Here is a 12,763-nt window from a genome sequence, read left to right as displayed (position 1 = left end):
GGCCTAGCCGGCCCGCCCGAGTTCGCGGGCGATCGCGACATATTCGGCGACGGTAACGGTTTCCGCGCGCCGGCTTGCATCGATGCCCAGCGCGTCGAGCGCGGCGAGGGCGCCGGGCACCGCTTTCAGGCTTTGCCGCAGCATCTTGCGGCGCTGGCCGAATGCCGCCGCCGTCACTGCCTCCAGCGTGGCAAGGCGCACTCCCTCCGGCGGCTCGGCGGGCACGACGTGCACGACAGCAGACATGACCTTGGGCGGTGGCGTGAAGGCGGACCGGTGGACATGCATCGCGATCCGCGGGGTCGACCGCCACTGTGCCAGCACCGCCAGCCGGCCATAATGCTCGCTGCCCGCCGGAGCGACGATGCGCTCGGCGACCTCCTTCTGAAACATCAGCGTCAGGCTGGCCCACCATGGCTGCCATTCGGCCGAAAGCCAGCCGACCAGCAGCGCGGTACCGACATTGTAGGGCAGGTTGGCAACCACGTGCGGCTTGCCGGCGAACAGGGCGGGAGCGTCCACCTGCAACGCGTCGCCTTCGATGACGCGCAGGCGATCGGGGAAATAGCCGCCCAATTCCTCCAGCGCGGGGATGCAGCGGCGGTCACGCTCCACCGCGGTCACGCGGGCACCCGCCTGCAACAGCGCGCGAGTGAGCCCGCCCGGGCCGGGGCCGACCTCGAACACCTCTGCATCGCCCAATGCGCCCGGCACCTTCGCGATGCGGCCGAGCAACTGTCCGTCGAACAGAAAATTCTGGCCCAGCGCCTTGCTGGCGCTGAGTCCGTATCTGGCAATGACGTCGCGGAGCGGGGGAAGGGTGGTCACGCCGCTGCGTCGCTCCGGCGTTGTGCCGCGCTGGCGGCCATGCGGATGGCGGCGATCATCGCCCCGGGATTGGCTTCGTCGCGTCCGGCCAGTCCGAAGGCGGTGCCGTGATCGGGCGAGGTGCGTACGATCGGCAGGCCCAGCGTGATGTTCACGCCGTCGTCGAAGTGGAGGGTCTTGATCGGGATCAGCGCCTGATCGTGGAACGGGCACAGCGCCGCATCATAGGTGGCGCGAGCGCGGGCATGGAACATCGTGTCGCCCGAAAACGGGCCGGTCGCGTCAATGCCTTCGGCGCGCAGGCGCTCGATCGCAGGAGCGATGACGTCGATTTCCTCGCGGCCGAGCGCGCCATTCTCGCCGGCATGCGGGTTGAGACCGGCAAAGGCGAGCCGCGGCCGGGAGATCCCAAAATTGCGCTGGAGCCCGCGTGCGGTGACGCGTGCCTTGGCGATGATGAGATCGATGGTGAGCCGTTCCGGCACATCGGCCAGCGCGATATGAACGGTGATCGGCACGACGCGCAGGCTGGGTCCCGCGAGCATCATCACCGCATTCTCGGCGGTGACGCCGCAGCGCTCCGCCACGAACTCGGTCTGCCCGGGATGGTTGAAGCCGATCGTATAGAGCTGGGTCTTGGAAACAGGACCGGTCACCAGCGCACCGGCGGCACCGGCGCTTGCCAGGCCGACCGCAACTTCCAGTGACTGGAGCGCGACTGCGGCAGAAGCCATGTTTGGTTGGCCGGGCACACTGGCGCCCGAATCCCGCACCGGCAGCACCGGCAGCGCGTCGTCGAACCGCTCGAACGCTTGGCTTGGTGTGTCGATGGTGACCGTGGGCCCGTTCCACACCGCCTGGATCGAGCCTGGATCACCCACCGCGAAAAAAGGTGGCAGCGAATGAAGAACGCGCGCGTTCCAGGCCTTGGCGACGATCTCCGGGCCGATCCCGGCGGGATCGCCCAGAGCCACGGCGAGCGGCGCCAGGCGGGAGGCGCCGGGCGCCATGTCAGCGATATTCGATCAGTGCGTCGCGGCGCAGGTCGCGCAGCATCCGCTCCGCGCGCAGGTTGACGCGCTGGTCTTCCAGCTGTTCCTGCACCTGCTCCACCGACGGGGTATAGGCAGGAGGCGGATCGTCGCGGCCGCAGATCACGAAGGCGCGTACGCCGTCCTCAAGCGAGCCGAACGGCTGCGTCGCCTGTCCGACCTGCATCGGGAGAACCATGTTCTGCAACGCTGGCGGCAGATCCTTGATCGCGATGCCATCGCGGTCGACCACCTCGGCATTGATGCCGGCGGCCGCCTTGGTCACGTCACCGCAACCGCGAATGGCCTGCACGGCCTTGCCGAACTCTTCCGCGCGCGTGTTCCGCTGCGGCGTCGTCATGTCCTTGGTGAACGCGATCGACAGCTGGCGGATGCTCAGCTTGGCGTCGCGCGGATCGGCCACGCCCACCTTGTGCTTGTCTGCCAGGTACACGATCGAAAAGCCGGCGGAGAGCGGGATCGGGCCCGCCACCTGGCCCGGCTCCATCCCTTGCACCGCCTGGGCGAGACCATCGGGCAGCATCGCCGGCTGCACCCAGCCCAGATCGCCGCCGCGGGCGCGCGTGGAGCTTTGCGAATAGGTACGGGCAAGATAGTCGAAGGGCGTGCCCTGACGCATCTGCTCGATCATCTTCTGCATCCCGCCCGCGACTTCCTGCGCGCGATCGGGAGTGGCGTTCTGATAGATCTCGTAGACGTGATATTCGTCGGTGCCCTTCTGGGCGGTGAGGCGATCGATCATCGCCTTCACTTCGGCTTCGCCGACATTGACGTTCACCTGCTTGCGCAGGAGGCGGCTCCACGCCAGTTCGGCTTCGATCTGGCGCTTGATCGACCGTTCCGACGAACCGATTTCGCGCAGCCAGGCGCGCATCTGTTCTGGCGTCCGCTGGAAGCGGGCCGACACGCGGCTGAAGCTGGATTCGATCTCGCGGGCATCAACCTTGATGTCCTTCGCCTTGGCTTCCTGGATCTCCAGCGTCTCGTCGATCAGCTGGCGTAGCATGGCGAGCTTCAGTTGCTCGCGCTCTTCGGGCTTCAGCGTCAGCTTCTGCATGCCCGTGACCAGCGCGACGCGGTGGTCAACCTCGGTGCCGGTGAGGACGTAATCGTTGACGATTGCGGTCGGCTTGCGAATGTTCGGATCGGCCTTGCCGAAAATCTCCACATCGGCAGGGAAATCGAGGCCCGCATTCGCCGACTTCCCACTCTCCTGGCCGGGATTCGTCTGGGCAAGCGCCACCGTCGCCAGCGCCGCGATCCCGGCACCCGCCAGCCACTTGGCACCCATGCCCGCAATTCTGCCCACAGCGATAGTCACTTCAGAACGGCCCTCATCCTTTTCGGAAACGCTGCGCTTAATCGTCAATTGTGCCTGAACCAAGGCTTAGCGCCCGCCTCCGGTTCGCACCGTATTAGCGCCCCAGATTCTTGAAGGCGAGGGTGAGAAGATACGAATTGCCGGCGCGGGCGTCACCGGTGGTGGCATAGTCGCGGCGCCAGGTGGCCCCAACACGCAGACAGTCGTCTTCATAGAAGACGCCGATACGGTGGCGGATAGGCTGATAGCCATCGGCGGCGGACAGGGGATCCTCGTTCTTGTCGGTCAGGTCGATCAACGTCGATCCCGAAAGAGACCAGAAGCGCGCGATCTGCACGCGCGAGCCCAGACGCAGCTCCTCGCGGTCCTGCAGATCCTCCAGCGTGGCACTGATGTTCCGGTTGAGCCGCAGATAGCCGATCTGGACATAGGTCGCGCGTGAGCCGAGCGCCATGTCGAGCTCGTTGCGGCGCACGGCCAGCCCGTCCTTGTCCAGCCGGTAGCGGTGGGTGAAGCTGACGAAATCGTGGAAGCGGATGACCGTCCGTCCCACGATGTCCGAGAGCCGGTCGGTCAGCCCCGTTCCGTTGGGCAGCAGGGTGGGCCGGGTGGTCAGGCGATAGCTCTGCCCGATATTGGCATCGATGCTGAAGCCCGGCAGGTTGAGCGCATAGTCGAGGCCATAGGTGAACCGCGTTGAATCCTCGAACCGGTCATAGCCCGGGAAGCGATTGAGCGCGAAAAGGTTGGAATCCTCGAGATCCACGGCGCGCGCGTCCTCGTTCGGAATCTCCATGTTGGCGAGATGCGGCGCGGCAACCATCTGCACGCGCGGGGTGATGCGCTGGGATCCGCCCAGAAAGGCGCCGACGAACGGCCACTTCACGTCCACCGCCGCCGCGGCGATCCCACGCGTGTGGAAGCCGTCTTCGCCGCGATAGTTGATCACGCTGGTCGTTAGCGAATCGCTGGTGTTGTAAATGTCGCCGCGGGCGTAGCCGGTGAACGTCACTTCCTGCCCCCAATTCGTCAGGCGGCGGAGGCTCCACTGGGCGCTGGCAAAGGCGCGCTGCGTATCCTGGCCTGCGGTGCGGGTCAGGGCGAGCGTGTTCACCTCGAAATCGAAATGCCCGCCGGTTATGTTTTCCTCGACGCGGCGGCGATAATCGATTTCCGGCAGCGCGATCGGCTGCAGCCCTTGTGGCCCGGTGATCCGCAGCGTCTGCGCGGCCCAGGCGTTGACGACGAAATAGCTGTTGGCATCGATCCGTTCGAGCGAGATGTTGTTGCGCAGCCGGTCGTCCCGGGAAATGTCGTAGCGGCGCAGGAAGGTCCGGTCGCTCGCCATCCGCAGAGATGCCGATACCGACCAGTTAGTATCGAGCTGGTAGCGGCCGAGCAGATCGAAATAGCCGCGTACGTCGTTCCGCAGCGACGATGGCGTTTGCGACACGGTGAGATCGTCCGCGCGGCGGCTGTAGGTGCCATAGGCGGAGACGCGGAACGAGCCGAGGCTGTTCAATTCGCGATAATCCACCTGCAGCATCGGCAGCGTATCGGAAAACACACGCGGCGTGACGGTCAGGTCGCGGTTGGGCGCCAAACTGATGAAATAAGGCACGGCGAGCTGGAAGCCGTTAACCCGGCTGTAGCGCACGTCGGGCGTCAGGATGCCGGAGTCGCTCTGTCCACCGGCCGGATGCGAGAAAGCGGGCAGCGGCAGGGTGAGAAAACCGAAAACGCCGATGCGGGCGCCGCGATAGCGCAGTCGGCGCCGATTCGGATCATAGACGACCTGATCGGCAGTGATCTTCCACGAAGGCTCCTTGGGGCACCCCGCCGTGTTGGTGACGGTGCACGGCGTATAGGCGGCGTTTTCGACGGTGATCACGCCGCCGTCGCTGCGCTGGCCATGCTCGGCGGCGATGCGGCCGCCGGCTTCGAGCACGACGAGCATATTCTCGACCACACCGTCCTTCAGCGTGTCGGTCAGCTCGATCCGGTCGCCATAGGCCGCATCCCCCTGTGGGTTGATCACGGCAATGTTGCCCTCCGCCGTTACCTTGCCGGTGCGGCGATCCCAGCTCACCTTGTCCGCCCTGAGCCGGTTGCTCTGGCGGAAAAGGCGCACGTCGCCACTGGCGGTGACGACGTCGTTGTTCATGTCATAATCGAGCGTATCGGCGGTGAACTGCACCTGGTCTGGGTCGTCGGGCAGGCCGGTTGGTGAGGGCGGCGGCGGTTCGACCGGCCGATCCTGAAGGTTTGCGGCGGGAACATCCTGCGCGGCAGCATCGGCCGCGGGCGCCCGAACCGGCTCGGCGGCCTGCTGCGCGCGGGCCTCGGCCGACAGGCACAGGCCGAGCGCGGCCGAAACGGACAGGGCCCTGCGCGTCACAATACTTCCCACCTTCGCGTCAACTCCCCGTACGCCAAAAGCCGCCCTATCGCAGCGGTTGCGCCATCGCAACGGCGGCATGCGTTGGCCCGAACGCCTATCGCGGCTATCGGGGCCCGATGCAGGTCGATTTCTATCATCTCACCAAGGCGCCGCTGGAGCGCGTGCTGCCGCAGATCGCAGAAAAGGTGTTGGCGGGTGGCGCGCGCCTGCTGGTCGTGGCAGGCGAGGAAGCGCTGCGCAAGCAGATCGATCAGCGGCTCTGGAGCTATGCGCCGGCCAGCTTCCTTCCCCATGGCGAGGCGGGCGAGGCGTGGGATGCCGAGCAGCCCATCCTCATTGCCGGACAGGTGCTGGCGACCAACGGGGCCAGGTACGTCGCGCTGATCGACGGCCTTTGGCGCGACGAGGCGCTCGCCTTCGATCGCGTGTTTCACTTTTTCGATGAAGACAATATCGCCGCCGCCCGAGTCGCCTGGCGGGCGCTGGGCGAACGCGAAGGCATCGATCGCCGCTATTGGCGGCAGGACGAAAATGGACGCTGGGCGCAAGTCGCCTGAGCTTGCATTGCCGAGGCGCCGGGACTAGGGAGCCGCAACTTTTCCCCATCCCCAACTATAGGAGCCGCACGGCCATGGCCGCGACCCGGACCTTTTCGATCATCAAGCCCGATGCAACCCGCCGCAACCTCACCGGCGCCGTCACCAAGATGCTGGAAGATGCCGGCCTGCGCGTCGTCGCTTCCAAGCGCATCCAGATGAGCCGCGAGCAGGCTGAAGGCTTCTATGCGGTGCACAAGGAGCGCCCCTTCTTCAACGACCTGGTTGAATTCATGATTTCCGGCCCGGTCGTGGTGCAGGTGCTCGAAGGCGAGAACGCCGTGCAGCGCAACCGCGACATCATGGGCGCGACCAACCCGGCCAATGCCGAGCCCGGCACGATCCGCAAGGAACTGGCCGAATCGATCGAGGCCAACTCGGTCCATGGTTCGGATTCGGAAGAAAATGCCGCGATCGAAATCGCCTTCTTCTTCAAGCCGGAAGAAATCGTCGGCTGATCGGCTGACTCTTTCGGCAGAGACAAAGAGCCGCGCTTCCGATGGGAGCGCGGCTTTTTCTTGTTTTGAGTCCCCCTCAGGGGCGGGGGTGGGCAGTATCTCACCGAGACCTACTAACGTTCCGGAATCCCCAACCCCTCCTCCCGGCAGGAGGGGCCAGAGATCGGCCTCACCGCGGGAGCGTGATTGTGGCCACCAGCCCGCCGCCTTCGCGGTTCGAAAGCGCGATCGTGCCGCCGGCATCGCTGACGATTGCCCGTGCCAGCGCGAGGCCCAGACCGATGCCGCCTGTATTGCGGTTGCGCGACTCCTCCAGCCGCGTGAAGGGGTTGAACACCGCGTCCATCTTCTCCGGGGGAATGCCGGGCCCGCGATCGCAAACCTCGATCGTGATGCGTTCGGCCTCCGCGATCAGACGCACCTCCGCACCGCCGCCATATTTGACGGCATTCTCGATCAGGTTGCGGACCGCGCGCCGCATCAGCGTGGGCCGCAACCGCATCTTCAGCCTGGCCGGCTCCTCGAACGTCACGTCATGGTCGAGATCGCGGAAGTCCTCGACCACCGCATCGACCAGCGCGCCTAGATCGACATCGGTGTTTGGCTCGCTCGGCCTTCCCAGCCGGGCCAGCGACAGGATGTCGTCCAGCGTGCGGCTCATCTCGTCGATCGTGTCGACCATGCGGGCGCGATCGTCCTCGTCCTCCACCGATTCGATGCGGACGCGGAGTGCCTGGAGCGGCGTGCGCAGATCGTGGCCGATCGCGCCGAGCATCCGATCCTTCTCGTCCAGCATCGACGTTACCCGCCGGCCGAGCGCGTTATAGGCGGCGATCAGCGCGCGCACGTCGCTAGGCCCGCGCTCGCGCAGCGGCGGGGTATCGTCGCCGGGGCGGAAGGTACGCGCCGCATCGGTGAGCGTCCGCAGCGGCCGGGCAATCCGGCCGCCGACCAGCAACACCGGTATCAGCACGACGACATAGAGGATCAGCGTCTGCGCCGCGAGTTGCCAGATCAGCCCGAAGTCGCTGCGCGGCCATGGGGTGGCGAGCGTCAGCCATCCCTTGCCCGGCAGCTCCACCGCCACCAGCATTTCGGCGCCCATCCGCCGCAGCCGCTCGGCGCGGAGCGGATCCATCTTGGGGTTGCGCAGGCGTTGCGGATGGACGGGCCGCAGCGCCGCGACGATGGTGCCCGCGCGCAGGCCTGCATCCTCCAGCCCGCGTCGCAAGTCGCGCTCCACGTCCGCGCGGCGATTGGGCTGGTCTGCGAATGGATTGTCGCGATGCAGGCGCACATGGGTGCGCGGATCCGACAGGAAGCGTCGCTTCGCGACGCCGGGCTCTGCCGGCATTTCGCGTTGCAACGTCAGCAGCCGTTCCGCTGCATCGGCAAGCCGGGTCGTCGCCGGCACGATCACCAGCGCGAAGCGGGCTTTTTGCCGCTCGTGCAGCAACAGCGTGAAGTTGATCGCCTGCGCCACGAACAGCGCCGCCGCGACCAACAGCGCGATGCGTCCGACAAGGCTGGTGGGATAGAAGCGCTTCAAAGCCGCGTAACCTCGGCCGCCAGGGTGTAGCCCCCGCCCCACACCGTCTTGATGATCGACGGGTTCTTGGCGTCGGTTTCGATTTTCTTGCGCAGGCGGCTTACCTGGTTGTCGATCGCGCGATCGAATGCCGCGGCCTCGCGCCCTTGCGTAAGATCAAGCAGTTGGTCGCGGGTAAGCACCTGGCGCGGCCGCGTGACCAGCGCGAGCAGCAGGTTATACTCGCCGGTGGAAAGCGGCACCGACACGCCCTCGCGATCGACCAGCGTCCGCTCGCCGGTACGCAGCACCCAGCCGGCAAAGGCGAAGGAGCCGGTTTCCGGTGGGTGCTGTTTCGCACCGCCGGCGGACCAGCGCCGCAGCACCACCTTAATACGCGCCGAAAGCTCGCGCGGACTGAACGGCTTTACCACATAATCGTCCGCGCCCATCTCAAGGCCGACGATACGATCGGTCTCCTCGCTGCGAGCGGTGAGCAGGATCACCGGCGTTTCGCTGGTCTCGCGGATGTGGCGGCACAGGCTCAGCCCGTCCTCGCCAGGCATCATGATGTCGAGCACTACCAGATCGATCGCATAGGCGTTCAGCCGCGCGCGCGCGCTTTCCGCATCGCCCGCCTGGGTTACGCGAAATCCCTGGCGCGTAAGATATTGCGCGAGCGGCTCGCGGATCGATCGCTCGTCGTCGACTAGCAGCAGGTGGGGGACGTCGGACATCGGAGCAGACTAGCGCTTTCGGCGGAAGGGGGAAGAGCCGGGCGGGAGGGAGGAGATCCGCGGGCGCCGTGGTGAAGCGACGGGGGAGGCGCTTTTACTTCCGACGGGGACGGAAGAACGACGCCGTTGGCGCTCCCGCCCGGCTGATCCGGCCTGGCGTCAGTCTTCGCCGGCCGGAGGGGGTGGAGGCATGTCGCCGCCCATCGGCGGACCTCCGCGACCGCGGCGGCCGCCCATCGCCATCATGCGTTTCGCTGCCGCTCTGCGTTCCGTCGCATCGATCTTTCCATCGTGATTGGTGTCGACCCGGTCGAACATGCGGCCGGCACGAGCCTGTTCCTCGGCCAGCGTCATTTCCTTCGGTGCGGGCATGCGGCCGCCCATGCGCGCGCGCATCGTCGCCTGGAAGGCGGCGCGTTCCTCGGGCGTGACCTTGCCGTCGTGATTGGTATCCATCGCGGCGAAGTGGGTCGCGATGCCGGCGAGCATTTCGTCGCGGGTGACGACACCGTCCTTATTCTTGTCTGCCATACCGATCAGGTCGGGACGGGGTCCGGGACGGGGACCATCCTGCGGTTCGGCCTGTCGGGCCTGGGCCGCACCCGCAAGGAGCGTTGCCCCGATCGCGGTGAGGGTGAGACGTTTCAGCATCTGGAAGCTCCTGCACGGTGATTGGTGCCGAGGGCGGGGACATGACCCCGGCACGCATCCTGGTTTTGCCGCGATGATGTCGCGCAGATTTGTCAGGCGCCCACGAAAATGTCGCAATTTGTCGCCGGTGCGGCGAAAGGGGCGATTGGCCCTTCCGACGAAGGGTAGCGCGCGACGAAGCGGCACTGCAGACGCTACGGCAAGCGCAACCGTGGCGAGCCCGCCGTCGCGTGCTGAGATGCAGCCGGGGTTTGCTGCGGCGCATGTTGCGGTGCGGCGCTTGCCAATATGGTTCGCCGTCACTGTGCTTTCCGTGCCACATTTTGGTTCGGGTAGCATTTTGAAACTTTAGTTTTTCTTGACGGCGCTTGGCGGAGGGCGTGTATTCGAAGGTACGGTATGGAGCGCGAAAGAGGCTCCAGCCAAGGTGGAGAGATGTCTATGCGGCTACGCTTTCTGTCGGCCTGTGCGGCGCCGGCACTCGCGATCGCGCTCACTATGCCTGCCTATGCGCAGGAAACGCCCGATCCGCTGTCCGAAACCGAATCCAACGAAATCATCGTCACGGCACAAGGGCGCGCCCAGGCGCTTGCCGATGTGCCAATTGCCGTTTCGGCCGTGAGCTTCGAAGCCCTGCAACGCACGGGTGCCAACGATATCCGCGCATTGAACCAGGTGGCGCCATCTTTGCTCGTCTCGTCCACGGGTAGCGAGGCGAACGGATCGGCGCGCATCCGCGGTATCGGCACCGTCGGCGACAATCCTGGCCTGGAAAGCTCGGTCGCGGTGTTCATCGACGGTGTGTACCGCTCGCGTTCCGGCATCGGCCTCAACGAGCTGGGCGAAATCGAGCGGATCGAAGTGCTGCGCGGCCCGCAGGGTACGCTGTTCGGCCGCAATGCCTCGGCGGGCTTGATCAACATCGTGTCGAGAATGCCCGAGCCCAACTTCTCCGCGGGCGGCGAAGTGACATACGGCAATTACGAGACGATACGCGCGCAAGGCTTCGTCAACGTGCCGATCGGTGGCAACGTATCGGGTCGGCTGGACGGCGTGTATATGAAGCGCGACGGGTTCCACCGCGATGTTACCAACAATCGCGACATCAACAATCGCGACCGCTATTTCCTGCGTGGGCAGTTGCTGTTCGAGCCCTCGAGCGATCTGCGCGTGCGCGTCATCGGCGATTACACCAAGCGCAAGGAAGAATGCTGCGCTGCCGTCTACATGGATTCGGCCAACAGCCCTTATATCGGCCAGCTCAACAGCCCCACGTCGAACAACATTGTGCGCGTGCTGCGCGATCTCGGGCAACCCCTGGCGGCGTTCAGCAACCCCTATAGCCGCGATGTCTATGTCACACGCGGCCGCAGCTATGGCGGCATCACCGAGGATTGGGGCGGCTCGGTCCAGGTGGATTGGACGCTCGGTGGTGCAACACTCACGTCAATCACCGGCTATCGGAACTATTTCGCCAGCCAAGGCGCCGATACCGACTATAGCGCCGTCGACATCCTGTATCGTTCGCCCAACGCGAATTCATCGCGCGCGTTCGAAACCTGGAGTCAGGAACTGCGCCTGAACGGCAATGCCTTCGACAACCGGCTGGACTGGCTGGTCGGCGGCTATTACGCCGATGAGGATCTGACCGTTGTCGATAATCTGCGGTTCGGCAACCAATATGGCCGCTTCGCCACCTGCCGCATCATCTCCGGAGGCGCGCTTGCGGCGCTCTATTCTCCGACCTCCGCAGGCTGCCTGGCGGCGCGCCCGGCTGCTTTCGGCGCGGCCTCTCCGCTGATCTATGCGGCGTTCGACCGCCTGGACGGCATCAACGATCGCGGCACGACGCGCGACGTGTACCGGCAGAACAGCCGCAATTGGGCATTGTTCACGCACAATATCTTCCACGTGACCAACAGGTTGGACCTCACCATGGGTCTGCGCTACACAAATGAGCGGAAGCGCTTCAACGCCGGTTTCGGTAACGACAACACGGCCTGCGTCGCCAATCAGGCGTCGCTGCTGCCGCTCCGCTCGGTCGCTTCGCTGACTGCCGTGGTGGATGCGATCGTCGGTCTTTCCTGTCAGGGAAATTCCACGTCCGAACTGAACGGCGTTTCGATCCGTGACACGCGGAAGGAGGATCAATTCACCGGCACCGCGATCCTGTCGTACAAGCCAACGGACGATCTGTTACTCTACGGCAGCTACTCGCGCGGCTACAAAGCGGGCGGGTTCAATCTCGATCGCTCCGCACTGAAGTTGCCGATCGCGACATTCGCGTCACTGGGCGGCGCGCAAGCGGTGGTCGGTAACCTGCAATTCGCACCGGAAACAAACGACGCCTTCGAACTCGGCCTGAAATATTCGACGCGCAAGTTTAGCCTGAACGCTTCCATTTTCCGGCAGCAGTTCAAGAACTTCCAGTTGAATACCTTTAACGGCACGGTGTTCCTGGTCCAGAATATCAACGGCTGTACGGCCAGCCTCGCGGGCGGCGACCGGGACCAGAGCAAGTTCACCACCGCCAGCAACTACAACGCAGCCGCCACCACCACCGGCGCCTGCGGGGCAGACAATGTAAGCTATGGCGTCGTATCGCAGGGCGTCGAACTCGAAGCCACGCTGGTGCCGGCGCGCGACGTGCAGATCGGTCTGGGGCTGACCTATGCCGACACGCATTATCGCGATCAGCTGGTCGGCACCGATCAGGGCGCGCCGCTGGACCAGGCATTGCGGCTGCTGCCGGGAAGTAATCTGTCCAACGCCCCCGAAGTGGTCGCCACCGCTTCGATCGCATGGACGCCGCCGCTCGGCAGTTCGGGACTGAGCGGCCTTGTCTATTTCGACACGCGCATGACGGGCGACTTCAACACCGGATCGGATCTGTTCCCGCAGAAGATTCAAGACGGCTTCAACGTCGTCAACGGCCGCATCGGTATCCGCGGCAAGGACGAGCGCTGGGCCATCGAATTATGGGCGCAGAACCTGTTCAACCAGAACTACACGCAGGTGGTGTTCAACTCGCCCTTCCAGGAAGGCGCGACCGGGGCTCCTTTTGTCGATCCGCAATATCCCGGCGGACGCCAGCTTTTCTCGGCGTATCTCGCCGAGCCGCGTACCTACGGCCTGACGCTGCGGACGCGCTTCTGAAGCCTTTCCTGGGGAGGAAAGCTTGGGGCCGGAGG

10 protein-coding genes are annotated in these 12,763 nt (G+C 65.2%); 3 read left to right on the top strand and 7 right to left on the bottom strand.

Annotation, left to right across the window (positions count from 1 at the left end; all coding sequences use genetic code 11):
• Positions 1-3: 3 nt before the first annotated feature.
• From rsmA to ACNFJ7_RS05080, 4 genes are all read right to left on the bottom strand, one after another.
• Entirely contained in the window at positions 4-828 is an 825-nt protein-coding gene (rsmA, locus tag ACNFJ7_RS05095; RefSeq protein ID WP_019369504.1) for a 16S rRNA (adenine(1518)-N(6)/adenine(1519)-N(6))-dimethyltransferase RsmA, read from the bottom strand.
• A complete protein-coding gene (gene pdxA / locus ACNFJ7_RS05090; RefSeq protein WP_019369503.1) occupies positions 825-1,838 on the bottom strand; it encodes a 4-hydroxythreonine-4-phosphate dehydrogenase PdxA in 1,014 nt (337 codons plus the stop codon). The genes rsmA and pdxA overlap by 4 nt, the downstream gene beginning before the upstream one ends.
• A gap of 1 nt (position 1,839) precedes the next feature.
• The gene (locus ACNFJ7_RS05085) at positions 1,840-3,201 is read right to left on the bottom strand and encodes a peptidylprolyl isomerase (RefSeq protein ID WP_236704438.1); all 1,362 of its coding nucleotides are present in this window, start codon (positions 3,199-3,201) and stop codon (positions 1,840-1,842) included.
• Between the two features lie 94 nt (positions 3,202-3,295).
• Complete coding sequence (locus ACNFJ7_RS05080; protein WP_037513554.1) at positions 3,296-5,554, bottom strand: LPS assembly protein LptD; 2,259 nt, start codon at positions 5,552-5,554, stop codon at positions 3,296-3,298.
• 164 nt (positions 5,555-5,718) lie between these two features.
• Here ACNFJ7_RS05080 and ACNFJ7_RS05075 point away from each other — a divergent pair, with 164 nt between their 5' ends.
• Complete coding sequence (locus ACNFJ7_RS05075) at positions 5,719-6,159, top strand: DNA polymerase III subunit chi (protein WP_019369500.1); 441 nt, start codon at positions 5,719-5,721, stop codon at positions 6,157-6,159.
• A gap of 74 nt (positions 6,160-6,233) precedes the next feature.
• On the top strand, positions 6,234-6,656 hold the full coding sequence (gene ndk / locus ACNFJ7_RS05070) for a nucleoside-diphosphate kinase (RefSeq protein WP_019369499.1): 423 nt from the start codon (positions 6,234-6,236) through the stop codon (positions 6,654-6,656).
• Between the two features lie 169 nt (positions 6,657-6,825).
• Here the strand turns inward: ndk and ACNFJ7_RS05065 are convergent, their stop codons facing one another.
• The 3 genes from ACNFJ7_RS05065 to ACNFJ7_RS05055 form a co-directional block, all read right to left on the bottom strand.
• Positions 6,826-8,205: a sensor histidine kinase gene (locus tag ACNFJ7_RS05065; RefSeq protein ID WP_019369498.1), complete on the bottom strand. Its 1,380-nt coding sequence runs from the start codon at positions 8,203-8,205 to the stop codon at positions 6,826-6,828.
• Positions 8,202-8,921, bottom strand: a complete 720-nt coding sequence (locus tag ACNFJ7_RS05060; protein ID WP_019369497.1) for a response regulator — start codon at positions 8,919-8,921, stop codon at positions 8,202-8,204. Before ACNFJ7_RS05060 ends, ACNFJ7_RS05065 begins: the two co-directional genes overlap by 4 nt.
• A 159-nt stretch (positions 8,922-9,080) precedes the next feature.
• A complete protein-coding gene (locus ACNFJ7_RS05055) occupies positions 9,081-9,572 on the bottom strand; it encodes an EF-hand domain-containing protein (RefSeq protein WP_019369496.1) in 492 nt (163 codons plus the stop codon).
• Between the two features lie 441 nt (positions 9,573-10,013).
• Here ACNFJ7_RS05055 and ACNFJ7_RS05050 point away from each other — a divergent pair, with 441 nt between their 5' ends.
• Entirely contained in the window at positions 10,014-12,728 is a 2,715-nt protein-coding gene (locus ACNFJ7_RS05050) for a TonB-dependent receptor (protein ID WP_019369495.1), read from the top strand.
• Positions 12,729-12,763: the final 35 nt, after the last annotated feature.

Origin of the sequence: Sphingomonas sp. HT-1 (assembly GCF_048568905.1) — a bacterium.
GTDB lineage: Bacteria > Pseudomonadota > Alphaproteobacteria > Sphingomonadales > Sphingomonadaceae > Sphingomonas.
Note: the sequence above shows the minus strand (reverse complement) of the source record. Positions and strands in the feature narration are given on the sequence as shown.